The organism is Mesorhizobium sp. M2A.F.Ca.ET.067.02.1.1 (genome assembly GCF_004023285.1).
GTDB lineage: Bacteria > Pseudomonadota > Alphaproteobacteria > Rhizobiales > Rhizobiaceae > Mesorhizobium.
The window spans coordinates 1-23785 of the sequence record NZ_RZSB01000007.1 but is presented as its reverse complement, the minus strand read 5'-3'; the positions used below and the strand labels follow the sequence as shown (position 1 = coordinate 23785).

Annotated in this window: 20 protein-coding genes; 12 read left to right on the top strand and 8 right to left on the bottom strand. The window is 63.2% G+C overall.

Annotated features, from left to right (window positions below; translation table 11 throughout):
- Positions 1 to 134: 134 nt before the first annotated feature.
- The 7 genes from EOA28_RS02020 (at position 135) to EOA28_RS01990 (ending at position 8530) form a co-directional block, all read left to right on the top strand.
- On the top strand, positions 135 to 974 hold the full coding sequence (locus EOA28_RS02020) for a GNAT family N-acetyltransferase (protein WP_128314516.1): 840 nt from the start codon (positions 135 to 137) through the stop codon (positions 972 to 974).
- 14 nt (positions 975 to 988) lie between these two features.
- Positions 989 to 2365, top strand: a complete 1377-nt coding sequence (locus tag EOA28_RS02015) for an aspartate aminotransferase family protein (RefSeq protein ID WP_128314515.1) — start codon at positions 989 to 991, stop codon at positions 2363 to 2365.
- 229 nt (positions 2366 to 2594) lie between these two features.
- On the top strand, positions 2595 to 3317 hold the full coding sequence (locus tag EOA28_RS02010; RefSeq protein ID WP_128314514.1) for an HAD-IA family hydrolase: 723 nt from the start codon (positions 2595 to 2597) through the stop codon (positions 3315 to 3317).
- A gap of 65 nt (positions 3318 to 3382) precedes the next feature.
- Positions 3383 to 4993 (top strand): ABC transporter substrate-binding protein, encoded by a 1611-nt coding sequence (locus tag EOA28_RS02005; RefSeq protein ID WP_128314513.1) that lies wholly within the window; start codon positions 3383 to 3385, stop codon positions 4991 to 4993.
- 86 nt (positions 4994 to 5079) lie between these two features.
- Positions 5080 to 6030, top strand: coding sequence for an ABC transporter permease (locus EOA28_RS02000; protein ID WP_042641153.1), 951 nt, complete (start codon positions 5080 to 5082; stop codon positions 6028 to 6030).
- 2 nt (positions 6031 to 6032) lie between these two features.
- Positions 6033 to 6878 (top strand): ABC transporter permease, encoded by an 846-nt coding sequence (locus EOA28_RS01995; RefSeq protein WP_128314512.1) that lies wholly within the window; start codon positions 6033 to 6035, stop codon positions 6876 to 6878.
- On the top strand, positions 6875 to 8530 hold the full coding sequence (locus tag EOA28_RS01990; RefSeq protein ID WP_042641151.1) for an ABC transporter ATP-binding protein: 1656 nt from the start codon (positions 6875 to 6877) through the stop codon (positions 8528 to 8530). The genes EOA28_RS01995 and EOA28_RS01990 overlap by 4 nt, the downstream gene beginning before the upstream one ends.
- 16 nt (positions 8531 to 8546) lie before the next feature.
- Here the strand turns inward: EOA28_RS01990 and EOA28_RS01985 are convergent, their stop codons facing one another.
- The gene (locus tag EOA28_RS01985) at positions 8547 to 9023 is read right to left on the bottom strand and encodes an Lrp/AsnC family transcriptional regulator (protein ID WP_042641150.1); all 477 of its coding nucleotides are present in this window, start codon (positions 9021 to 9023) and stop codon (positions 8547 to 8549) included.
- 224 nt (positions 9024 to 9247) lie between these two features.
- Between EOA28_RS01985 and EOA28_RS01980 the strand changes: the two genes are divergently transcribed.
- On the top strand, positions 9248 to 10573 hold the full coding sequence (locus EOA28_RS01980) for an FAD-binding oxidoreductase (protein ID WP_128314511.1): 1326 nt from the start codon (positions 9248 to 9250) through the stop codon (positions 10571 to 10573).
- Positions 10574 to 10575: 2 nt separating this feature from the next.
- Here EOA28_RS01980 and EOA28_RS01975 read toward each other — a convergent pair whose 3' ends face one another.
- The 5 genes from EOA28_RS01975 to EOA28_RS01955 form a co-directional block, all read right to left on the bottom strand.
- Complete coding sequence (locus tag EOA28_RS01975; RefSeq protein ID WP_245501455.1) at positions 10576 to 11943, bottom strand: FAD/NAD(P)-binding oxidoreductase; 1368 nt, start codon at positions 11941 to 11943, stop codon at positions 10576 to 10578.
- Positions 11940 to 12239 (bottom strand): (2Fe-2S)-binding protein, encoded by a 300-nt coding sequence (locus tag EOA28_RS01970; RefSeq protein WP_042641147.1) that lies wholly within the window; start codon positions 12237 to 12239, stop codon positions 11940 to 11942. The genes EOA28_RS01975 and EOA28_RS01970 overlap by 4 nt, the downstream gene beginning before the upstream one ends.
- Entirely contained in the window at positions 12236 to 14221 is a 1986-nt protein-coding gene (locus tag EOA28_RS01965) for a hydantoinase B/oxoprolinase family protein (RefSeq protein WP_128314509.1), read from the bottom strand. The genes EOA28_RS01970 and EOA28_RS01965 overlap by 4 nt, the downstream gene beginning before the upstream one ends.
- 5 nt (positions 14222 to 14226) lie before the next feature.
- The gene (locus tag EOA28_RS01960) at positions 14227 to 16305 is read right to left on the bottom strand and encodes a hydantoinase/oxoprolinase family protein (RefSeq protein WP_128314508.1); all 2079 of its coding nucleotides are present in this window, start codon (positions 16303 to 16305) and stop codon (positions 14227 to 14229) included.
- Positions 16306 to 16394: 89 nt separating this feature from the next.
- Positions 16395 to 17300 carry a LysR family transcriptional regulator gene (locus EOA28_RS01955; RefSeq protein ID WP_128314507.1) on the bottom strand — a complete coding sequence of 302 codons (906 nt, stop codon included), beginning with the start codon at positions 17298 to 17300 and terminating at the stop codon, positions 16395 to 16397.
- Between the two features lie 98 nt (positions 17301 to 17398).
- Between EOA28_RS01955 and EOA28_RS01950 the strand changes: the two genes are divergently transcribed.
- Together EOA28_RS01950 and EOA28_RS01945 are read left to right on the top strand one after the other, a co-directional pair.
- On the top strand, positions 17399 to 18517 hold the full coding sequence (locus tag EOA28_RS01950; RefSeq protein WP_128314506.1) for an FAD-binding oxidoreductase: 1119 nt from the start codon (positions 17399 to 17401) through the stop codon (positions 18515 to 18517).
- 363 nt (positions 18518 to 18880) lie between these two features.
- Positions 18881 to 19651 (top strand): HAD-IIA family hydrolase, encoded by a 771-nt coding sequence (locus tag EOA28_RS01945; RefSeq protein ID WP_128314505.1) that lies wholly within the window; start codon positions 18881 to 18883, stop codon positions 19649 to 19651.
- Here the strand turns inward: EOA28_RS01945 and EOA28_RS40820 are convergent, their stop codons facing one another.
- Complete coding sequence (locus EOA28_RS40820) at positions 19652 to 21130, bottom strand: alpha-glucosidase (RefSeq protein WP_281060883.1); 1479 nt, start codon at positions 21128 to 21130, stop codon at positions 19652 to 19654.
- A gap of 2 nt (positions 21131 to 21132) precedes the next feature.
- Positions 21133 to 21363 carry an alpha-amylase family glycosyl hydrolase gene (locus EOA28_RS40815; protein WP_210214911.1) on the bottom strand — a complete coding sequence of 77 codons (231 nt, stop codon included), beginning with the start codon at positions 21361 to 21363 and terminating at the stop codon, positions 21133 to 21135.
- A gap of 348 nt (positions 21364 to 21711) precedes the next feature.
- Here EOA28_RS40815 and EOA28_RS01935 point away from each other — a divergent pair, with 348 nt between their 5' ends.
- Both EOA28_RS01935 and EOA28_RS01930 read left to right on the top strand, forming a co-directional pair.
- Complete coding sequence (locus tag EOA28_RS01935) at positions 21712 to 22899, top strand: mandelate racemase/muconate lactonizing enzyme family protein (RefSeq protein WP_128314504.1); 1188 nt, start codon at positions 21712 to 21714, stop codon at positions 22897 to 22899.
- Between the two features lie 42 nt (positions 22900 to 22941).
- Complete coding sequence (locus EOA28_RS01930) at positions 22942 to 23727, top strand: SDR family NAD(P)-dependent oxidoreductase (protein WP_128314503.1); 786 nt, start codon at positions 22942 to 22944, stop codon at positions 23725 to 23727.
- Positions 23728 to 23785 lie beyond the last annotated feature (58 nt).

The following is a 23785-nucleotide window of genomic DNA, read 5'->3' as shown; positions in this document are numbered from 1 at the left end:
CATCGAGGACGCTGCCAGCAGAAGATGCGGCGCACGCCCCGCGCAAAGGCGAAAGATATCGCAAAGACCAAAACGTTCAGACGATCCGCCGCGCGCAGATGACCGAGACTTGCAGGCAGACGGAAGGATGCCTCATGCAACAGGGCGAAATCGCAATCCAGGCTTTCGGGCCAGACCATATCGAGGGCGCGGTGGCGCTGTCCCGCCAGGAGAACTGGCCGCATCGCCCGCAGGACTGGCAGATGGCGCTGCAGCTTTCGAGCGGTGCAGTCGCGCTCGACGACCAGGGCCGGGTTGTCGGCACCATCCTGGTAACGCCCTACGGTATGGATTGCGCCATGATCAATATGGTGATCGTTGACAAAAGTATGCGAGGCATGGGGCTCGGGCGCCGGCTGATGGAACAGGCCTTCGCGTTGGCCGAGGATCGTCCGCTGCGGCTTGTCGCAACCGCCGACGGCATGCCGCTCTATCAGAAACTGGGCTTCGCGCCCTCGGGCACCATCTTGCAGCATCAGGGCAACGTCGCCGCGCTTGGCGCGGCCGACGGCGTGAAACCGGCGAGCGCGAATGACCTGCCGGAGATCAAGGCTTTGGACCGCGACGCTTATGGCGCCGACCGCGAAGCCCTGATCGACGCGCTGGCCGAGCGCGGCCAATTCGCCCTCATCCGCCGAAACGGAGCGATCGAGGCCTATGCCGCGATCCGCCCGTTCGGACGCGGCGAGGTGATCGGCCCGGTCATCGCGGACAGCGCAGAGGAAGCCAAAGCACTGATCGGCTTCTTTGCCGCCCCGCGCCCAGGCGCCTTCCTGCGCGTCGACACCGACCGCCGGACCGGCATAGCCGACTGGCTGACGGAAATTGGCCTCGGCCATGTCGGCGGCGGCGTGGCCATGGATCGCCCGTCTCGGACGGCCGCGGCACAGGCACGGCCAAAAGTTTATGCCCTCGCCAACCAGGCGCTCGGCTAGTTCGGAGAAAAACAATGCTCGCCAATTCGCTGATCGAACTCGACCGCGCCCATCTCATCCATCCGGTCTCCTCCTATCGTGGCCACGAGGCGCTCGGCGTGCGCGTGCTGAGATCCGCGAAGGGCGCGACTGTGACCGACGCATCCGGCAAGCAGCTTGTCGACGGCTTCGCCGGGCTGTGGTGCGTCAATGCCGGCTACGGCCATGACAGTATCGTCGAGGCGGCGGCGCGGCAAATGCGCGAGCTTCCCTACGCCACAGCCTATTTCGACCTCGGCTCCGAGCCGGCGATCCGGCTCGCTTCGGAACTGGCCGAGCGCGCGCCGGGCGACCTCAATCACGTCTATTTCACGCTCGGCGGCTCGGACGCGGTCGACAGCACGATCCGCTTCGTCCGCTACTACTGGAATGCCAAGGGCGAGCCGCGGCGCGACCAGTTCATTTCGATCGAGCAGGGCTATCACGGATCGTCGGTGGTCGGCGCGGGCCTGACTGCGCTACCCGCCTTTCACGCCGGCTTCGGCATTCCCTTCGAATGGCAGCATAAGATCCCGTCGCCCTACCCCTACCGCAATCCGGTCGGCGAGGATGGCAACGCGATCATCGCCGCATCGCTCGCCGCGCTGAAAGCGAAGATCGAGGCGATCGGGCCCGACCGGGTCGCCGCCTTCTACGCCGAGCCGATGCAGGGCTCCGGCGGCGTCATCGTGCCGCCGAAGGGCTGGATCAGGGCGATCCGCGAACTGTGCAGGGAATACGGCATCCTGTTCATCGCCGACGAGGTGATCACCGGCTTCGGTCGCACCGGGCCGCTGTTCGCCTGCACGGAAGAGGACATCGTTCCCGATTTCATGACGACCGCGAAGGGCCTGACCTCGGGCTATGTTCCGATGGGCGCCGTGTTCATGGCCGACCATGTCTACCAGGTCATCGCCGATGGCGCGGGTAACGCGGCGATCGGCCACGGCTATACCTATTCCGCCCATCCGGTCAGTGCCGCCGTCGCGCTCGAAGTGCTGAAACTTTACGAAGACGGCGGCCTGCTGGAAAACGGCGTCAAGGCCGGTGCCCGCCTGATGGCAGGCTTGGAACGCCTGAGGGACCATCCGCTCGTCGGCGACGTGCGTGGCCGCGGCATGCTCGCGGCGATCGAGCTGGTGACCGACAAGCGGAAGAAGGCATCACTTCCCGCCTCGGCGATGCCGGCACGGCGGATCTTCGACAGGGCCTGGGACAACGGTCTTATCATCCGTGCCTTCGCGCATGGCGTTCTCGGCTACGCGCCGCCGCTCTGCTGCAGCGATGGCGATATCGATGCGATCATCGAGCGCACACGCGTCACGCTCGACCAGACGCTGGACGATCCGGATGTCCGTAAGGCGTTGGGATGAGCAGCGGCGGATTTTTAGCATCTCGAAATATCGCCGGGGCAGACGATTTCGCAATTTTGTGCCGAAGCCCCGCGCCTTTTCGGCGAATCCAGCGCGGGGGAAGTGCCAGACTACCGTTAAGACAAGGCCAGAAAGCCGGAATTTACCGGCTTCTTGACAAGGCGAGGTCCCAGACAGCACGGAATTTTGTTCTGTTCAGCACGGTTCGGCCATAGAGGAGAGCAAGTTCTTGGCCAAGGCCTTTAGCGAATTCAAATACATGACCTTCGATGTGGTCGGCACGCTGATCGATTTCGAAGTCGGTATCACGGCCTGCCTCGCCGCTATCGCCGCCGAAGCCGGCGTCGCCATCGACGGTGAGGAGGCGCTGAGCCTTTACCGGCAAGCTCGCTACATGCCCGATGCCGGCCTGTTTCCCGACGATCTCGTCCGCGTCTACATGGTCATCGCGGCGCGGCTCGGCCTGCCGGCAGAAGAGAAACACGGTGTCCGCCTGCGGGATTCCGCGAGCGTCTGGAAAGGCTTCCCGGACAGCGCGGCCGCACTGGGCGACCTTGCCAAGTCGCACAAGCTGATCGCCATGACCAACGCGCGGCGCTGGGCGCTCGACCATTTTGAGAAGCAGCTCGGATCGCGCTTCTTCGCCACCTTCACCGCCGACGATACCGGCACGGAGAAACCTGATCCGGCCTTCTTCCAGAAGGTCTTCGATTTCGTCGCATCGCGCGGCGATAGCAAGGACGACATCCTGCATGTCGCGCAAAGCCAGTATCACGACATCGGCGTCTCCAGGACGCTCGATATGACCAATTGCTGGATCGAGCGCCGGCACGACCAGAAGGGCTATGGCGGCACGATCGAGCCCGAGCGCTTTACCACCCCGGACTATCATTTCACGTCAATGGCTGCCTTTGCGGCCGCCGTGCGCGAAAACCTGAAGGAGCGAACCTGAACCCAAGCCCGGAAAGCCGCAGCAAGACGAGCATACCGACCAAACCAACAGAAAGGGGAATGAACATGACCGACAAGATCACCAACTGGACCAGTGCGGACGATGCCATGGTCGAGAACGCCATCCGGCGGGGCGCGAGCCGCCGCGAACTGCTCAAGATGCTGCTGGCCGGAGGCGCCGCAATCGCCGCGGGCGGCGTCGTGCTTGGCCGCGCCACAAAGGCCGTCGCCGCCACGCCGGTTTCCGGCGGGAACTTCAAGGCGGCCGGCTGGTCGTCCTCGACCGCCGACACGCTCGACCCGGCGAAGGCGTCGCTCTCGACCGACTATGTCCGTTGCTGCTCGCTCTACAATCGCCTGACCTTCCTCGACAAGGATGGCAAGACGCAGATGGAGCTGGCCGAAAGCATCGACAGCAAGGACGCCAAGACCTGGACCGTGAAGCTGCGCAAGGGAGTCACGTTCCATGACGGCAAGGACCTGACGGCCGACGACGTGGTCTTTTCGCTCAAGCGCCATCTCGACAAGGCGGTCGGTTCCAAGGTTGCCAAGATCGCAGCGCAGATGACCGGCTTCAAGGCGGTCGACAAGTCGACCGTGGAAATCACGCTTGCCGATCCGAATGCCGACCTGCCGACCATCCTGGCGCTGCATCACTTCATGATCGTCCAGGACGGCACGACTGATTTCTCAAAGGGTAACGGCACTGGCGCCTTCGTGCTCGAGACCTTCGAGCCGGGCGTGCGTTCGATGGTTACCAAGAACAAGAACTACTGGAAGTCCGGCAAGCCCTATCTCGACTCCTTTGAGTTCATCGCCATCAGCGACGACAGCGCCCGTGTGAACGCCCTGCTTTCAGGCGATATCGCCTTCGCCGCCTCGATCAATCCGCGTGCCATGAAGCTGCTGGAAAGCCAGCAGGGATTCGAACTGTCGAAGACGACCTCGGGCAACTACACGGACCTCAACATCCGGCTCGACATGGACCCGGGCAAGAAGGCCGATTTCGTCGCCGGCATGAAGTATCTCGTCAACCGCGAGCAGATCGTCAAATCGGCATTGCGCGGCCTCGGCGAGATCGGCAACGACCAGCCCGTCTCCCCGGCCAACATCTTCCACAATGCCGACCTCAAGCCGAAGGCCTTCGACCCGGACAAGGCGAAGTTCCACTTCCAGAAGGCGGGCTTGCTCGGCCAGTCTATCCCGGTGATCGCCTCCGATGCGGCGACCTCGTCGATCGACATGGCGGTGATCATCCAGGCAGCGGGCGCCGACATCGGCATGAAGCTCGACGTGCAACGCGTGCCGTCCGACGGCTACTGGGACAATTACTGGCTCAAGGCGCCAATCCATTTCGGCAACATCAACCCACGCCCGACGCCGGACATCCTGTTCTCGCTCCTCTACGCTTCCAACGCGCCGTGGAACGAAAGCCAGTACAAGTCCGAGAAGTTCGACAAGATGCTTGTGAAAGCGCGCGGCTCGCTCGACCAGGCCAAGCGCAAGGAGATCTATGGCCAGATGCAGACCATGATCGCCGACGAGGCTGGCACCATCATCCCGGCTTACATTTCCAACGTCGACGCCCTCTCCAGCAAGGTGAAGGGTTTGGAAGCGAACCCGCTCGGTGGCATGATGGGCTACGCAATGGCGGAATATCTCTGGCTTGAGGCCTGAGAGGCGCCTGCCGGGGCCGGCCGACCGGCCCCGGCACTGCATTGCGCAGGATTGTTTGACCGAACGCAACCGCAGGGAGCGCTTCCATGAAATCTGGGGTCTTGAACCTCGTGGTCAAGCGGCTGGGGATCGCGGTCGTCACGCTTCTGATCGTCCTGTTCGCCGTGTTTTTCGCCACCAGCATGCTACCGGGCGACACCGCGTCGATCCTGCTCGGCCAGGCGGCAACTCCCGAAGCGGTCGCCGGCCTGCGCGAGGCCATGCATCTCAACGATCCGGCGATCCTGCGTTTCCTGCGCTGGCTTTTCGGACTGCTGCACGGAGACCTCGGCACCTCCTATGCTAATGACATGCCGGTCGCGGCGCTGATCGGTGGGCGGCTGGTCAATACGATGAAGCTCGCCGCAATCACAGCGTTGCTCTCGGTGCCGCTGGCGCTGACGCTCGGCATAACCGCCGCGATGCTGCGGGGCTCGCTCTTCGACCGCGCCGTTACCGTGCTTTCGATTGGCGTCATCTCCGTGCCGGAGTTCATGGTCGCGACGCTGGCGGTCCTGCTTTTCGCCGTTTACCTCAAATGGCTGCCGGCGCTGTCGTCGGTTAACGAGGCGCATTCGCTGAGCGCCCTCGTGCGCATCTACGCCATGCCGGTCATCACGCTCACCTTCGTCATCTCGGCCCAGATGATCCGCATGACCCGCGCCGCTGTGATCGAAACGCTGTCCACGCCCTATGTCGAGATGGCGCTGCTCAAGGGCGCATCACGCGGCCGCATGGTGCTCAGGCACGCGCTGCCCAACGCGCTCGGGCCGATCGTCAACGCAGTGGCGCTCTCGCTGTCGTACTTGGTCGGCGGCGTCATCATCGTCGAGACAATCTTCAACTATCCCGGCATCGCCAAGCTTATGGTAGACGCCGTCGCGACCCGCGACCTGCCGCTGATCCAGAGCTGCGCGATGATCTTCTGCCTCGGCTATCTCCTGCTGATCACGGCCGCCGACATCATCGCCATCATGTCCAACCCGAGGCTGAGATAACGATGGCGCGCGCAGCAGCCTCTGGACGGTCCTTCCTGGGTCACAGCTACAACTTTGTCGGCGTCGTCGCTTCGCTGGTCATCCTGGCGTGGACCCTGGTCGCGATCTTCGCGCCCTACATCATTCCGCATCCGATCGGCGATATCGTCGACGACGATTATTTCGGCCCGATGCGCCAGGGACTGTGGCTCGGGTCGGACTATCTCGGGCGTGACATGCTCTCACGCGTTCTGATGGGCGCACGCTACACCGTCGGCATATCGCTCGCAGCCGTGTCCATTGCCTGCTTCTCGGGTGTCGTGCTCGGCATGCTCGGGGCCGTGACCGGCGGCTGGTTCGACACTTGCCTCAGCCGCTTCCTCGACGCGATGAACTCGATCCCGAGCAAGCTGTTCGGCCTCGTGGTCGTCGCCGCGGTCGGCTCGTCGATCCCTGTGCTGATCCTGACGCTCGCGGTGATCTACATCCCCGGCGCCTACCGCTTCGCGCGGGCGCTCGCGGTCAACATCAACACCATGGATTTCATGACCGTCGCCCGTGTCCGCGGCGAAAGCACGGCCTATCTCATCGGGTCCGAGGTCCTGCCCAACATCATCCGTCCGGTGCTCGCCGATTTCGGGCTGCGCTTCGTCTTCATCGTGCTCTTGCTCTCAGGCTTGTCCTTCCTCGGCCTTGGACTGCAGCCGCCTTTGGCCGACTGGGGCGCGCTGGTGCGCGAGAACATAGGCGGCCTGCCCTTCGCCGCCCCGGCAGTGGTCGTGCCCTCGCTGGCGATCGCCAGCCTCACCATCAGCGTCAACCTGCTGATCGACAACCTGCCGCAGAAGATCAGGGACCGCGACGCATGACCAATCTTGTCGAGGTCAGGAACCTGAGGATCGAAGCGACGACCGATGCCGGACGTGTCGTCGAAATCATCAAGGGCGTCAGCCTCGATATCGCCGACGGCGAGATCGTCGCCCTGATCGGCGAGAGCGGCTCCGGCAAGACGACGGTGGCGCTCTCGCTCATGGGCCATGTGCGGCCCGGATGCCGGATCACCGGCGGCGAGATCAACATCAACGGCAAGGATATGGCTGCACTCCGAGAGAAGGAACGGGCGAAGCTGCGCGGCACCGACATCGCCTATGTTCCGCAAAGCGCGGCCGCATCGTTCAATCCCGCATCCACCATCATGGAGCAGGTGATCGAAGTCACGCGCATCCACAGGCTGATGCCGCCCGAGCAGGCGCGCAAGCGGGCGGTCGAGCTGTTCAGGGCCTTGTCGCTGCCGGACCCGCAAGCGATCGGCGCGCGCTATCCGCACCAGGTTTCGGGCGGACAATTGCAGCGGCTTGCGGCGGCCATGGCGCTCATCGGCGATCCCAAGCTGGTCATCTTCGACGAGCCGACGACGGCGCTTGACGTGACCACGCAGATCGACGTGCTGAAGGCCTTCAAGTCGGTGATGCGCGCGGGTGGGATTGCGGGTGTCTACGTGTCCCACGACCTTGCGGTCGTCGCCCAGATCGCCGATCGCATCGTGGTGCTGAAGGGGGGCGAAGTGCAGGAAACCGGCACGACGGCCGAAATCCTTTCAGCCGCCAAGCATCCCTATACGCGCGAGCTGCTGGCCGCCTTCGAACCGAAGCGGCGGCAATCGCACGCCGGTGCGGAGGCCGCGGCAAACCAGCTGCTGCGCATCGACAATGTGACGGCCGGCTACGGCGCGGTGCGGGACAACGGACTGCCGCTGATCCGCGCCGTCGATTCCGTCAGCCTGATCGTGGAGAAGGGCCGCAATCTCGGCGTTATCGGCGAATCCGGCTGCGGAAAGTCGACGCTGGCGCGGGTCATCGCCGGCATCCATCCGGCGGCAGCTGGCGACATCATCTTCAATGGCAAGCCGTTGCAACGGGCTGCCGGGAAACGCAGCCAGGACCAGCTGCGCGAGATGCAGATCGTGTTCCAGTATGCCGATACAGCGCTCAATCCGGCCAAACCGGTCGAGGACATCATCGCCCGGCCGCTGGCTTTCTATCATGGGCTCGACAGGCAAGCGCGGTCCAAGCGTGTCGACGAGTTGCTTGACATGGTGCGCCTGCCCAGAACGCTGCGCTATCGCCATCCCTCCGAGCTGTCGGGCGGCCAGAAGCAGCGCGTGAATTTCGCGCGAGCGCTGGCGGCAGATCCCAAGCTGATCATCTGCGACGAGATCACCTCGGCGCTCGACACGGTGGTGGCGTCCGCCGTGATTGAGCTGCTCAAGGAGCTGCAACGCGAGCTGGGTCTGTCCTACATCTTCATCAGCCACGACCTCTCCGTCGTCGAGGCGATCTGCGACGAGATCATGGTCATGTATAATGGCCAGCGGGTGGAGCAGATCGCGCCCGACAAGGTCCAGGCGGCCGCCCACCCCTATTCCAAGCTTCTGTTCTCCTCCGTGCCGAAGCTCGATCCGACCTGGCTCGACGGCCTCGTCCGCGACCCGGAGCTCGTCAGCCAGTACGGCCATCGGTGAAAGCGGCGGCTCCGCCTTACATCGGAAACAGGCTGGGCAGCGGCATATGCGCCTTGACGATGGGCGACTTCAGCACCACGAAGCTGAAATATTTGTCGATGCCGATATCCATATCGGTCAGCCGCTCCATGATCGTCTGGTATTCGCCGATGCCGGCCGTCATGAATTTCATCAGGTAGTCGTAGCCGCCCGAGACAAGGTGACATTCGATAACCTGGTCGATCTTCTCTACCACGGCGAGAAAGCGCGCAAAGTCAACCTGGCGGTGGTTCTTCAGCGTGATCTCGGTGAACACCGTCAGTGTCTGGCCGAGCTTGGCGATGTTGACCTGCGCCGAATAGCCTTCGATGTAGCCTTCCGATTGCAGCTTCTTGACCCGCATTAGGCACGGGCTCGGCGAAAGATGCACCAGCTCGGCCAGTTCGACATTGGTGATGCGGCCGTTCTTCTGCAGCTCGTGCAGAATCTTGATGTCGATTCGATCCAGTTTCATGGGCTGTCTCCGAGGAAGAGTGCCACAGCACAAAATGCTGCCATGCTGGTGCCCGTCGAGACTACCATAGCCCGCCGGCCTGTCCATCCGAGCGGACACCGCTTTGAAGCGCAGGCTATCGCGATTTCAACGGGGTTGCCGGAACAATATTCTGTGCGCGCCTCAACTGCGGCAGCGGCTGCCTGTGCAACGCGATAAACTGGGGCTTCAAGGCAGAGAGAGTGATGCGCGCGCCACTGCAGCAAATCGAGACATCCAGCGAGATTCCGCAATCCGCGGATGCGGTAATCATCGGCGGCGGCATCGTCGGCGTCTTCGTGGCCTACTATTTGGCCCGGCGCGGCATGAAGGTCGCGCTTGTCGAAAAGGGGCGCATTGGCGCCGAGCAGTCCAGCAGGAACTGGGGATGGTGCCGGCAACAGAACCGCGATGCCCGCGAGCTGCCAATGGCGACTCACAGCCTCGATCTGTGGGAGCGCTTTTCGATAGAGACTGGGGAGGACACCGGCTTTCGCCGCTGCGGCCTGCTCTATCTCAGCAATGACGAGACCGAACTGGCCGGCTGGGCGCGCTGGCGCGACTTCGCCAGAACCGCCGGCGTCACCACGCATATGCTGGACACGGCCGAGGCCACTGAACGGGGCCGCGCCACGGGGCGGACCTGGCAGGGCGGCGTCTTCTCGCCGACCGACGGCACGGCCGACCCGTCGCGAGCCGCGCCCGCGGTCGCCCGCGCCATTCTGAAGCTCGGCGGCAGCGTGCACCAGAATTGCGCCGCGCGCGGCATCGAGACCGAAGGCGGGCGTTTGAGCGGCGTCATCACGGAAAGCGGAACGATCCGGACGAAATTGGCGGTGATGGCCGGTGGCGCCTGGGCCTCTTCGTTTTGCCGCCAGTTCGGCTTCCGCTTTCCGCAAGCATCGATCCGTTCCTCGATCCTCTCGGTCTCGCCAGGCGCCAAGGGCCTGCCGGATGCGCTGCACACGAAAAGCATATCGGCCACGCGTCGCGGCGACGGCGGCTACACGCTCGCGATCAGCGGACGCGGACGCGTCGACGTGACGCCGCAGCAACTGCGCTTCTCCTCGCAGTTCGTGCCGATGTTCCTGAAGCGGTGGCGCAGCCTCGGCCCCGGCGGGTTGCAAGGCGCGCTTTCCGGCCACGAAACGCTGAAGCGCTGGCGGCTCGACCGGCCGACGCCGATGGAGCGCACGCGCATCCTCGATCCGGTTCCGGATCAGTCGACCATTCGCCTCACGCATACCCGCGCACTCGAACTTCTGCCCGACCTCAGAAAGACCAGGATCAGTGCTGCCTGGGCAGGCTATATCGACAGCACGCCGGACGGCGTGCCGGCCATCGGCGCGATCGATTCCGTCCCAGGCTTTTTCCTGGCTGCCGGATTTTCGGGACACGGCTTCGGCATCGGCCCCGGCGCCGGGCACTTCCTCGCCGATCTGGTTACCGGGGCGAAGCCGATCGTCGATCCGAAATCCTATGACCCACGGCGCTTCGACGCTTCGTCCTGGGGCAAGGTCGCCGACTTCTAGCATCAGTCCTCCGGAAGAAAGGCGCCGACGGGCGCCGGCCGGACAGGTGCCTGCCCGCGAAACCGACCGACATCCCTTGACGCACATCCGGATTGCGCCGCGACGAGCTCGACGGCCGCCAAGTGGCAATAGCGCCCTTGGCAGCGCCCCATGCCGGCGCGTGAAAGCGACTTCACCCTGTTGGCCTCGCCGCCGCCGAAATCCGCGCCCTCGCGGACGGCTGCGGCAGTGATGTTTTCGCAGCGGCAGACGATCGCGTCGTCGGGCATTGTTCGCACCATCTCGGCCGGCCAGGGAAAGGCACAAGCCAGGCCGCATGCAAAACGCTTGAGCCGCGCCAGCTTGCGCAGGTCAGCTTGGACGGGAGATGCCGCATGCCCGAGATCCGTGAGGCATGCCACGGCCGCGAGACGTCCCGCGATCTCCGCCCCATCCGCGCCGATGAGACGAGCCCCGTCGCCTGCAAGGTAGACTCCGTTGCCGGCCCGCCCCATCGCGTCAGTCTGCGGCAGCCATTGTTTCCACTGCTCGTCATAGGCAAAGGCGCATCCGACCAGATCGGCCAGATGCGTCTCCGCCCGCAGGTGCCAACCCATGCCGACCGTGTCGCATGGGGTGATGCGCTGCCGTCCGCCGGGATCACGCCAGCGCATCGCCGTAACGCCCGACGCGTCCGCTTCGATGCACTCCACCGTTACGCCCGCATGATAGCGGCCACCGAGCCGCGCCCTTAGGGCCAGACCGCGCAACGCAACGATCGGCCGGGCCGCGAGTCCAGGGAATCCCCTCATCTGCCGGCGCCACGAGGATGTGTCCAGCACCGCCGTCACGTCGGCTCCGGCCTTGAGGAGTTGCGCGCCGACCAGCGTCAGCAAAGGTCCCGATCCGATGAGGACGATGCGCCGTCCGAGCGCCACGCCTTGCGCCTTGAGCGCGATCTGCGCCGCGCCGAGGCTGTAGACGCCAGCGTTCTGCCAGCCCGGGACCGGAGCGATGCGATCGGACGCGCCAGTGGCAAGGATCAGGCGGTCATAGCCGATTACTTGCAAGCAACCCTCCTCAAGTACGTGCAGCCGCCGATCGTGCACGGCGATAACGGAGCTGCGCGCGAAATAGGTGAGCCTCCCTGCTTCGACTAACTTATCGAAACAGGCATGCAGCGCGCGGGCTTTCGCCGCTTCGGACCCGTACAGCTGTCCCGGCGTGCGGACAAACCCATCCGGCGGGCGCCGATAGATCTGCCCGCCGGCGCGATGGCCTTCGTCGATCACCACCGGGTGAAGCCCAGCCTCGATCAGCGTTGCGGCCGCCCTTATGCCGGCGGGGCCGGCGCCGACGATGACGACCTTCTGCGATGAGGCCTCGCTCACGGCCAGCTCTCCGGTGCCGTCGTGCGCAATCGCATGCCCCCAGTGACCGGCGTGGAGCATGCCCGCAGGCGCGGTCCAGCCTCCTGCCACACCCAGCAATCCTGACAGGCTCCCATCAGGCAGAAGCCGGCGCGGGGCTCAGGGCCAAATTCGGATTTTCGCAAAGCGTGTCCCGGCGCCAGCATGGCGGTCAGCACCGTATCGCCCGCAAGCGCATAGCGCATCTCGCCGTCAAGAAAGAACTGCACCTCTACCCGGTCGCGCTCTGCCAGCCGGACGATGCGGCCGGTGTTCATTCCGCAGCCTCCCGCACCGGCCTCGGACCTAGCAATTCGGGAAAGCGTTCGCAGACCGCATCGAAGGCTGCTTGGACGCCATCCGCCCCGGAGCGCCCTTTCATGCGCCGGAAAATCTCCGTCTTGACGAAGAAGCGCCAATGGATCGGCAAGGCGTCCAATATGACATGGAGCCGATCATAGGCGGCCGGCGTCCACTGCGCTTCGTAACCGTCGCGCTCCGGCCCGAAATGGAAATGGCCGGCGGATGGGTTGTGCCGCGCGCGCAATTGGTCTGTCGCCTGCTCGTCGACCACACCATCGCGGAGGACAACGCCGTAGTCGCGCTCCGCGGCTGTCGGAGAGAGATAACCGCGCCGCACATCCTCAGCGACCCGCCAGGGCTCGCGCTGAAACGGATCGCCGCGCCCGCCGCCGCCGGCGGAGCGGATCTCGAGCACGTCGCCCGGCTGCAGCACTGCCGTGTCGATGTTACCCAGCCGCCGCTCGTGCCCGGTCCCTGGATTGACGAGCATGTCGGACAGGCCGGCCGCTTTGCCGCCCAGCACGCCCCATGGGCGGAAGAAGCTGCGATCGCGGTTGCGCGCCGTGATCCGTGAGTCCGGCGCAGAGACGCGGAAGGCCATCTCGGTCGCAAGCCCGCCGCGCCAGCGACCCGCGCCGCCGCTGTCCCGGGCGAGCCCGTATTTGACGAACTCGACCGGCGTCTCGGTCTCGGTGATCTCGATCGGCGTGTTCTTCAGATAGGCGGCATCGGCGCCCGATCCGTTGGTGCCATCGCGATGCGGCATCGCGCCGCCACCGCCCACAACAGGGTTCACCGCCGCGATGACGCTGCGGCTGGTGCGCTCGTCGGTGGTCATGACATTGACGATGCAGTTGTTGCCGGCGGGCGCCGCAGGCAGTCGTTCGGGCACGGCTTGCGAGAAGGCGCCGAAGATGACGGACCGCAATCGCGCGCAAGTGAGCGAGCGCATCCCGACGGCGGCGGGGTGGACCGGGTTCAGCACCGACCCTTGCGGCGTGATGCAGGTGAACGGTCGGGTAAGGCCCGTGTTGAGCAGGATCTTCGGGTTCAGCGTGTAAAGCACGTAGTAGACGCCGACGAGCAGCATGGTGTGGCGCGGATCGCTGCCCGAAGGGACGTTAAGCGAGGAGCCGAGCTGCGGATCGGAGCCGGTGAAGTCGAGCACCGCCTCGTCGTCCTTGATCGTCAGCCTCAGCTTCAGCCGGCATGGGTTGGCTTCGACCGAATCCTCGTCGGCATAGTCCGCGAACTCCCAGGCGCCGTCGGGCATGGAACGCAGCACTTCGCGCGCCTGCGCCTCCGCATGATCCAGAAGTGCGGCAACGCCTTCGATGAAGCCGGCCTTGCCGAACTTTTTCACCATCGCCTGGATTTTACGCTCACCGGTGTTGAGCGCCCCGACCAGCGCCTTGATGTCGCCGATATTGAGGTCGGGCTTGCGCACATTGGTGCTCATTATCCGCAGGATCGCGTCGTCGAAGACGCCCTCGCGCACCAGCTTCATCGGCGGAAAGCGAATGCCTTCCTGATGAATCTCGCTCAGTGCGCGGCTGAGCGAAGCCGGCACTGCACCGCCCATATCGGTGTTGTGGATATGGCCTCCGGTCCAGGCGATGATCTCGCCGTCGACGAACACCGGCTTCCAAAGATGAGTGTCGGGCGCGTGCGTGGCGACATGGCCTGAATAGGGATCATTGGTGAAAGCGACGTCGCCCGGCCGATAATCATCCACCATCGCGATCGCCCGGTGATAGGAAAGGCCGGGGTACCAGGTGGCCCCGAGTTCCATCGGCACGGCGAAGGTCGCGCCCGAGCGGTCCATCAGCATCACGGTAAAATCCTGCGTCTCCTTGACGAAGGCCGAGTGCGCGGTGCGGTGCAGCGTGTGGGCCATGTTCTCGGCCGCCGCGCGGGCGTGGTTGGCCAGAACCTGAAGGTTTGTACGGTCGAACAACGGCGTCACTCCGCGAAGGTCAGAAGGAGATTGAGGTGGCGGTCGACGCGTGCCTGCGTTCCGGCGGGGATGGCAAAGGTCGTGTCTTCCTGCACCACCACGGCGGGCCCGAGGAACGTGCTGCCGGGCATCAAGGTCCCCCTGTCGTGGAGGTCGACGGTCTCAACGGTTCGGCCGGTGTAGACCGGGAGCCGACGCGCCGGACTAGCCGGAGCGTTTATCTCGTCGGCTTCCGGGAAGGAGAGCACCGGCCCCGCGCCTATCGCCGAAAGGCGAACATTCACAATCTCGATCGCGCCTCGGGGATCGTGGAAATCGTAGAGCTGCTCGTGGGTGCGGTGAAAGGCTTGCTCGATGGCCGCCGTGTCGCTCTTCACCAGCCATTCCGGCGACAGCACGACCTCGATCTCATAACTCTGCCCGAGATAGCGCATGTCGCAGAAGAGATTGAGCTCGGCGGCTGCATCATGCCCCTGGGCTGCAAGCCAGTCGCGACCCTCCTGCGCGAGCGCCTCGAAGGCCTCGCGGACGGCGGGGAGCGACTCTGCCGACAGCGGACTGAAGATCGTGCGGATGAAATCGCCGCGCAGGTCCGCCACCAGTCCACCGAGCGCCGAGACCACGCCCGGGCGGCGCGGCGCGATCACCCGTTTCATCCCAAGCTCGCGGGCAAGGAAGGCGCCGAGCATCGGGCCGCCGCCGCCGAAGGGCATCAGCGTGAAATCGCGCAAATCGACCCCGGCCCTCGAGGCAAGCTTTTCGACCTCAACGAACATTTCCGACACCGCGATGTCGAGGATCGCCTGCGCGGTCTGCTCGACCGTGCGCCCAAGCCTGGCGGCGAGTTCGCTGACGGCGCGATGCGCCAGTCCGGCGTCGATCGTGAGCTGACCATAGGCCATCTCGCTGTGGCCGAGCCATCCGCAGACCACCATGGCGTCCGTTACTGTAGCCTGGGTGCCCCCGCGACCGTAACAGGACGGTCCCGGCGTCGAGCCCGCCGACTCCGGCCCGACGCGCAGCACCCCTTGCGCGTCGACACTGGCGATCGAGCCGCCCCCGACGCCGATCGAGCTGACCGACACCGATGGGATATGCAGCGGAAACTCGCCGATCAGTTCACCCGTGCCGAACTGCGCCTCGCCGCCGATGATGAGCGCGAAGTCCGCAGAGGTCCCGCCGATGTCGAGGGTAAGGATCTTGTCCTCACCGGCCTGACGCGCCAGCCACGAGGCGCCGATCACGCCGGAAGCCGTCCCGGACAACAGCATGTTCACGCAGGCGCGTTTGCCTTCGGCAGCGTTCATCAGTCCGCCATTCGACTTCGTGAGCATAGGGCGGGCCGGCACCTGGCGGCCTTTCAGCCGCTCTTCCAGAGCCGTCAGATAGGACGAGACGCGCGGATGGACATAGCCATTGAGGATCGCGGTCGAACTGCGCTCATATTCACGGATGACGGGCCACACCTCGGCCGAGGTGAAGACGAAGAGCTCCGGCGCCAAACGCGCGACCGCCGCCTTCACCGCAGCTTCCTGCGCACCGTTGCGCCAGGCATGGAGAAAGGAAACGACGATCCCTTGCGCCCCTTTCGCCTTGGCAACTGTCACCGCGTTGGTCACCGCCGCCATGTCCGGGGCTTGGGATTCACTTCCATCGGGACGCATGCGGACCGGGATTCCGAACACCATGTCGCGCGAGATCAATGGAGCCGGGCGTGAGCAGAACAGCGAATACATGTCCGGCATGCGCAGCCGCGCCAGTTCGATGACGTCCTCGAAGCCGGCATTGGTGAACAGCGCGAGCGGCGCGCCCTTGCGCTGGATGATGGTGTTGATGCCCACGGTCGTGCCGTGCACGAAGCGCGTCATGCGGGTCGGATCGAAGCCCTCGCGTTCAGCGAGAAGGGTGAGACCAGTCATCAGTTCGGCGCCCGGGTCCTCCGGCGTCGTCAGCACCTTCAGCGAGGAGACGCGCCCGGAGTTTGCCTCTAGCGCGCAAAAATCGATGAAGGTCCCGCCGATATCGACGCCGACCTTCCAGTCGGACTTGCTCCGCGCCTCGTTCGCCGCGACGGCACCATCCATGATGTGTCCCTTCCTGTCTGCCGCCGAAAACTGGCACGAGCGGGCAGTCAGGGTCCAAGATGGAAGAAGGGCAAGGATATAAGTCTTGCTTATGCCTTGGCGCGATGCTCGCCGAGAACTGCGAAACAGGCCGTACGGATTTCGTCGCGCATCATCTCGTCAGCCCGAGAGAGGGCCCGGGCGCGCGACGTTAGCAGCGCGATCGGGAATTCCGGCCCGGCCGCCAGCGGTCTGACAGCAAGGCCTGCGAACTGGCGCCAAGGCAGCAGCGCGTCGACCAGGCCGACGCCCAAGCCAGCCTGGACGAAGCCGACCGCGGAAATGGAGACATCGATCTCCAGCGACGGCGAAAGCGCCACACCTTGCGCGCGGGCGGCGTGAGCCAGTTCGTCGGCGGGACGGGTGTTGCCGCGATAAGATATAAGCTCCTCGCCGACGAGGTCGGCGAGCGTTAGCTCGGTTTTCTTCTGCAGCGAATGCCCGGCGGGCAGCAGGCAGGCGAAGCCGACGCTGCCCATCACTTCCGCGTCGATATCGGGAGGCAGCCGGTCATCCAAGGCCACACCCAGGCTGGCATCGCCGGTGCGCAGCATGTCGACGATCGCCGCGATCGGGGCGCTATGAGAACGCAGCAAAATGTCGGGATGTTGGGTCCGGAATGCGGTGAAGGCGCGCGGCAGTATCGCCATGGCCGGCGGAGGCGAGGCCGCGACCCGCACCAGCCCGGTCCGGCCGAGACGCAGGTCCGTGGTTTTGCGGCGCAGGCCGTCGAGCCCCGCTGACAGCCTCTCGGCATCGGCAAAGAGCTCGAGCGCTTCCGGCGTCGGCCGCAGCCTGCCCTTAACCCGCTCGAACAGCGTGAAGCCGAGTTCGTCCTCGGTGTGGAGCAGGATCTGGCTGAGCGCGGGCTGGGAGATGTTCAGCATCCGCGCCGCGGCGGTCACGGTGCCGGCGCGCATGACTGCGATGAACACTTCGAGCTGCCGGGCCCGCATTGCCACTCCATAGGTAAAGCTTATGAGTCTTGCCCAAACCCATCTTTGACGCAATGCCGCGGCGCCGACAAGATGCATCCAAGGAGCAAGGAACGACTATGGATGTGATCGTGCTGGGCGGCGGCCTGATGGGGACGGCTTCGGCCTATTTCCTCGCAAGACGCGGCGCGCGCGTGAGGCTAATCGAACGCAACCGGATCGGCACCGGGGCGACCGTCGCCTCGTTCGGCAACATCCGGCGCACCGGGCGTCACCTGTCCCAGTTGCCGCTAGCCCACCGTTCGCTCAGGCTGTGGGGCGAGGCGGAAAAAATGCTTGGCCGCGACGTCGAATTCCGCACCACCGGCCATATCCGGCTGGTCTTCGATGAAGACAGTCTTGCCGACATGCGGGCCTATGCTCTAGCGGCACGACCCTGGGGGCTCGAACTAGAAGAACTTGGCCCGCGCGAAATCCGTTCCCGGTTTCCCGGCCTCGGCCCCGACGCGGTCGCCGCGTCGTTCTCGCCGCTTGACGGCAGCGGCAATCCGCGGCTGATCGCCCCGGCCTTTGCCGAGGCAGCCCGTAAGCTCGGCGTGGAAATCGTCGAGGATGTCGATGTCGAGACGATCAAGCACGCTGGTTCGGGTTTCATTATCACAACTTCGAAAGGCTCGTTCGCCGCTGAGTGCCTGCTCAACACCGCCGGCGCCTGGGGCGCGCGCGTCGCCGCCGGGTTCGGCGAAGAGGTTCCTCTCGACGCCCGTGGCCCGCAGATGGGCGTGACCGAGCCGCTACCATATCGGGTCCTGCCGGTGGTCGGCATCTGGACGCGCGACAAGAACCATGGCGCCTATCTGCGTCAGGTCGAGCGTGGCAACATTGTCTTCGGCGGTGCGGCCGAACGGGTGCCGGTGAATCTCGATCCCGGCCACGCGGTTGCCAACCCGATGCGGCTGCCGGTGCAGTTGCGCGCCGTCGCGCGGCTCTTGCCGGCGATCGCAAAGGTCGCTGTCATCCGCACATGGTCCGGATGCGAGGGTTATGTGCGCGACATGCTGCCGGTCATGGGGCAATCGGCCACGACGCCGGGCCTGTTCCACGCCTTCGGCTTCTGCGGTCACGGCTTCCAGCTCGGACCGGGCGTGGGCGACGCCATCGCCGAACTGATCACGACCGGCCGTTGCGACACGCCGCTCGACGATTTCAGGGTGGATCGCTTCGGCATTGACGGATAACGATAATGGTGGGCCCGGAGGGATGGCCTTTAATACAGAAAATCAATAGTTTGCGGTGGTTCGCCAACCCATTTTCTTCGGATTTCTCGTCAGGCGAACCAAAGGGTTGGGAAGCCTGGTTTTTCATGCACAAGAGGGTCCCAGCACGACTGTTTTAGAGCCGAAAGGCGGACGTCGGCCTTTAATACGTTGGACTGGAAAACCTACCAGCGTTGCCACTTTCGCCTTTCGTCGGCTGGCCGGTTCCCGAAACCAGCCTTCTTGCACGCCGAACCGTCCTATTTCTACGATAACGGGCCTGAGCGACTTTCAACGCCGATTGCCTTCGCGTTTATACCCGCTGCATCAAAAGCGGAGACAACGATGGAAATCGCCTATCTTCTCGACATGGACGGGGTACTGGTACGCGGGGGGATCCCCATCGAAGGATCAGCCGATTTCGTCGGTGCCCTAGTCGAAAGCATGCGGGCTTTCCAGATCTTCACGAATAATTCCAGGTACACCCCGGAAGATCACGCGCACCGTCTGCGTGGAATAGGTTTTCCCATCGAACCTCACCACATCTACACTTCGGCCATGGCGACCGCTCGGTTCGTCAGCGAACAGCTTCCGGGCGCTTCCGTCTACGCCATCGGTGACCAGGGGTTGATAGCGGCTCTACAGGCAGCCGGCTGTCGCCTTACGGTATTTTCCCCTGACTATGTCGTCCTGGGGGACGCAGATTCATATCACTACGAGGCGATCGCTAAAGGCGCGCAGCTCGTTTCTGCAGGAGCGCGGTTCGTCGCGACCAGCCCGGACCCAGCCGTGCCAGCCGAGAAGGGGCTGCATCCGGCTTGCGGGGCGGTTGCTGCCTTGATCGCCGAAGCAACCGGTATGAAGCCCTATTTCATCGGCAAGCCGAATTCCTTCATGACCAGATGCGCTCTTGAAAGACTGAGGGTCAGCGCAGAGCAGACCGTATTGGTCGGTGACAGAATGGACACGGACGTTCTTGCCGGACTGGAGTCGGGGATGCGATCCGTGCTCGTTCTGACGGGTGTCACTACCTTTGCCGATCTTTCCCGCTTCTCCTTCAAGCCAGACCTGACTGTTGCTCGTCTGTCCGATCTTTCCGATCATGTATGGGGATAGTCAGTCGCCCGAGATCCCCATGACCACTGATTCCCAGGGAGCAAGCTGAATTTCAGAAGAGAGAACCTTGTCTGCACGTCCCGACAGGTTGGTGAGGAGCAGATCCCAGGGCGCACCCATGGCGGGAAGTCCAAGCAATTCTGGTTCGCGGCTGAAATTGACGGCCACAAGCAGCCGGTCGGCTCCGAACTCGCGCGTATAGACAAAGAGCCTTTCATGCGCAGGATCCAGATCAACGTAGTCGCCATAGGTCAAGGCGAGCTTCGATCGACGAAGCGCAATCAGTCGCTGAAAATAGCGATAGATCGAGTCCTCATGGGCAAGATCAGCCTCGGCATTGATTTCGGAATAATTCGGATTGACGGCGAACCACGGCTTCTCAGCCGAGGTGAAGCCCGCGTTGGCCGTACCATTCCACTGCATGGGAGTACGCGCATGATCGCGACTCGTTTGTCTGAGATGCGAGATGAAGTACTCGGGCGATACTTTGCCACGGAGGACATGCTCCGCCCACTGCCCTTTGACCTCTATGTCGTCGAATTCCTCGACATGCCGAAAGGGAAAATTCGTCATACCGAGCTCCTCGCCCTGATAGATGAAAGGCGTGCCGCGAAGAGTGAGGAGCAGTGTTGCAAGAGCCTTGGCCGACTTCACACGGAACTCCGGGGTATCGTCGCCAAAATGGCTTACTGCGCGTGGGTTGTCGTGATTGCTCAAGAATATTGCGTTCCACCCGGACGCGCCGATTGTTTTGTCCAGTCTGGAGTAGACGGCCTTTAAAGCCGGCAGGTTCCAATCAGTCTTGCGCCAGCCATTCCGGTCGAGACGCACGACGTCAAAACTTATCAGCATATTAAGTTCACGCCGGTCCTCATTGACAAACAGCGGCGCCTTGGCGTCCGTCACGCCATAGGCCTCGCCGACGGTCATGGCGTCATAGTGCGCCAGAACCTTGCGGTTCATCTCCTGCAGATAGTCGTGCACATGCGGGCCGTCGCTGTAGGTGAATTCTGGAGCCTGCAGTTGTTCCGGAGTGAGGTCGGGGAATGCCTGATCTTTTGATATGAACGGAATGACGTCCAGCCGAAAACCTGCGACACCCTTATCGAGCCAAAAGCGCATGATGTCGAAAATGTCGGCGCGAACGCATGGGTTGTCCCAGTTGAGGTCCGGCTGTTCCTTGGCAAAATAGTGAAGGTAGTAGTCGCCGGAGATGTCGTCCTTCTGCCACGCGGAACCGCCAAAGAACGAAGGAAAATTGTTCGGCACACCCCCGGAACCATCCCGCCAGATGTAGTAATTTCGCTTCGAACTATCTCGCCCGGTCCTGCTCTTTACGAACCACTCGTGCTGATCACTGGTGTGGTTGAGAACGAGATCGATTATGAGGCGGATGTTTCTTGATCGGGCTTCCTCAAGCAGACGATCAAAGTCGTCCATTGTGCCGAACTCTCGAAGAACCTTTCGATAGTCGCGAATGTCTAGCCGTTATCCACATTGGGTGAATCGAAATGAGGGCATAGCCAGATAGTGTCTATACCCAAGCCGGCGATATAGTCTAGCTTACCGATGATACCTTGAAGATCACCGATACCGTCCGCATCCGAGTCGGCGAAAGATAACGGGTAGATCTGATAGACGACGGCCTCTTTCCACCAATGCCGCTGAAAGCTCTGCTGCTTGTCGAATTCCCGTTCGACGCCCTTCGACATGTGTACTCCTGTTAATTTTTTGGGTTGCTTCAAGACGCCTGCACGAGCGCCGGTGCAGAACTAAAGCGGTTGCCACCTCATCGATCATTTCCCGCAGAGGACAGCGCTGTTCGGCATCATCAGCCGAAGTTTTTATCAATCAATGGCGGCTGGCCGGTCAGTTGTCGGCCGGCCAGCCGCGTGCCGAGCATGAGGGAGGCCACACATCGGCAAGACGATATAAAGCCCGACGCAGGTTCATGTCTACATGATTTTTTTCAGAATGTCGACATTATACCTTGATGGCGTTTCATTGATGTAGCATCTTGGCACCCCGTCAGCCCGGCGCTCCAGATCGAAGGATGGAAGATGAACGACAGTACCACGCCCGTTTCGGGACTTTCGCCCGCCCCCCGGATTGTCGAGATCGCAGCCGTCCCCCTTTTCGGTGAAAGCCCGAAGGGGGGCTGGTCCGTGGAAATCCAGCCCGACGACTCAATCCATGCGCTGATAGCTGTCCACACAGACACCGGCATCTCCGGATATGGCAGTGTCTTCACTGATGGCCGCCTGGCGAAAGCTGGAGTGGAGGTGCTCAGACCGCTGCTCATCGGCGAGAACGCAATGGAGCCCGAGCGCATCTGCGAAAGGCTGCATCAGAACACCTTCTGGATGGGACGTGGCGGGACGCTGACCCATGTGGCCGGAGGCGTGGACATCGCGCTGTGGGACATTCTGGGCAAAGCATTGGGACAACCGGTGGGCCGTCTCCTCGGCGGCACATACCGCAACAGGGCCCAGCCTTATTGCTCACTGCTCATGGAGGAGCCTTCCCGAATGCGCGACGCGATTACGTGCCATAAGGAGCGGGGATTCCGTGCGTTCAAAATCGGGTGGGGACCGTTTGGCCGGGCACTGGATCACCATCTTGACGAGAAAATCGTGGCTGCAGCGCGTGATGCGATCGGTACAGAGTCGAAACTGTTTGTCGATGCCGGCGCAAGCGATGCCCATTGGCCCCATGGCCTGAAATGGGCAACGCGAACAGCGCAGATGCTGGCCAACTACAACGTCGGCTGGTTCGAAGAGCCGCTCAGGCCCGATGCAATAGACGACTACATTGCCCTACGCAAGGCGAGCCCGGTTCCGGTCGCCGGAGGCGAGGTACTCACGCGCCGGCAGACATTCCTTCCATGGCTGGCCGCCGGTGCACTGGACATTGTCCAGCCGGATGTCACCAAAGTGGGCGGGCTCAGCGAACAGCGTCGGATCGCCTGGATGGCGGACGATTTCGGTATCAGATACGTGGGGCACGGCTGGAATACGGCGCTCGGACTTGCAGCCGACCTGCAGTTGGCATCTGCCCTGCCATTGTGTGACCTTGTCGAATTTATCGGAGGCAGCCCCTACGTCGACGGGCTGCTCGAAGAGCCATTTTCGCTGGATACGGACGGGTATGTGACCATCTCCGACAGACCAGGCCTGGGCATCACATTGAGCTCCGAAAAAGTCGCACGCTACACGCCGGATCCCGAGCCACTGTTTCGTGTCGGGTAATCGCCTGCTTCATGAACCCCTCTCAAGAAGAGTGACACGTCAATGGAAAAGCAACGTCTTGCAGCACGCAGCGCCATCGTAACGGGTGCCGCCCGCGGAATCGGGCAAGCCATCGCTCGCCGGCTGGCCATGGAGGGGGCGAACGTTGTTGTCGCCGACATCGACATCAAGGAGGCGGAGGAAGTCGCCGCATCCTTGCGGGCATCGGGATTTGGCGCGAGAGCATGCGAGGTCGACATCGCGGAGACATCGGCACTGGAGAAGTTCGTCCGCGTCGTCACGGATGACGTCGGTTCCTGCGACATCCTCGTCAACAACGCCGCTGTGCTTGATGCATCAAAAACCAGCGAACTGACCATCGAGCGCTACCGAGACGTGATGCGGGTCAATCTGGACGGCGCGCTCGGTCTGACTCTAAAACTGTTGCCATTGCTGAAGCAGTCATCCTGTGCGCGCGTTGTCAACGTTGCCTCGATCATGGGGATCCGCGGCAGCAGGGATTCGATCCCCTACTCGACCGCTAAGGGTGGGCTGATAAACCTCACTCGGTGCCTCGCCTGCGATCTTGCCGACCAAGGGATTCTGGTCAACGCTATCGCACCCGGATTCGTCGATACGAGAATGGCGCTGCTTCCAGATGGCTCCGGCCATGAGCATGAGACCGACTGGTTTCAGGCAGTCTACATCAAGCACGGCCGTATCCCGATGCGGCGTGCAGGAACCGCGACGGAGATCGCCAACGCGGCCTATTTCCTTTGCTCAGACGACGCGAGCTATGTGACGGGCCAGGTACTGCTTGTCGATGGCGGCGCCTCGGCAACTTTCTGAAAAATGATGATCCCTGATGGAAGCGAGCCCTGGCGGCTCGACTGGAAGCATGGATCAT

Excerpts from the sequence above, each read along its gene's own strand:
- EOA28_RS02000 (WP_042641153.1), top strand. The coding sequence starts at position 5,080 with ATGAAATCTGGGGTCTTGAACCTCGTGGTCAAGCGGCTGGGGATCGCG.
- EOA28_RS01990 (WP_042641151.1), top strand. The coding sequence starts at position 6,875 with ATGACCAATCTTGTCGAGGTCAGGAACCTGAGGATCGAAGCGACGACC.
- EOA28_RS02005 (WP_128314513.1), top strand. The coding sequence starts at position 3,383 with ATGACCGACAAGATCACCAACTGGACCAGTGCGGACGATGCCATGGTC.
- EOA28_RS01935 (WP_128314504.1), top strand. The coding sequence starts at position 21,712 with ATGAACGACAGTACCACGCCCGTTTCGGGACTTTCGCCCGCCCCCCGG.
- EOA28_RS01930 (WP_128314503.1), top strand. The coding sequence starts at position 22,942 with ATGGAAAAGCAACGTCTTGCAGCACGCAGCGCCATCGTAACGGGTGCC.
- EOA28_RS01980 (WP_128314511.1), top strand. The coding sequence starts at position 9,248 with ATGCGCGCGCCACTGCAGCAAATCGAGACATCCAGCGAGATTCCGCAA.
- EOA28_RS02020 (WP_128314516.1), top strand. The coding sequence starts at position 135 with ATGCAACAGGGCGAAATCGCAATCCAGGCTTTCGGGCCAGACCATATC.
- EOA28_RS01960 (WP_128314508.1), bottom strand. The coding sequence starts at position 16,305 with ATGGATGGTGCCGTCGCGGCGAACGAGGCGCGGAGCAAGTCCGACTGG.
- EOA28_RS01985 (WP_042641150.1), bottom strand. The coding sequence starts at position 9,023 with ATGAAACTGGATCGAATCGACATCAAGATTCTGCACGAGCTGCAGAAG.
- EOA28_RS02015 (WP_128314515.1), top strand. The coding sequence starts at position 989 with ATGCTCGCCAATTCGCTGATCGAACTCGACCGCGCCCATCTCATCCAT.
- EOA28_RS01955 (WP_128314507.1), bottom strand. The coding sequence starts at position 17,300 with ATGCGGGCCCGGCAGCTCGAAGTGTTCATCGCAGTCATGCGCGCCGGC.
- EOA28_RS01995 (WP_128314512.1), top strand. The coding sequence starts at position 6,033 with ATGGCGCGCGCAGCAGCCTCTGGACGGTCCTTCCTGGGTCACAGCTAC.
- EOA28_RS01950 (WP_128314506.1), top strand. The coding sequence starts at position 17,399 with ATGGATGTGATCGTGCTGGGCGGCGGCCTGATGGGGACGGCTTCGGCC.
- EOA28_RS01945 (WP_128314505.1), top strand. The coding sequence starts at position 18,881 with ATGGAAATCGCCTATCTTCTCGACATGGACGGGGTACTGGTACGCGGG.
- EOA28_RS01970 (WP_042641147.1), bottom strand. The coding sequence starts at position 12,239 with ATGAACACCGGCCGCATCGTCCGGCTGGCAGAGCGCGACCGGGTAGAG.
- EOA28_RS40815 (WP_210214911.1), bottom strand. The coding sequence starts at position 21,363 with ATGTCGAAGGGCGTCGAACGGGAATTCGACAAGCAGCAGAGCTTTCAG.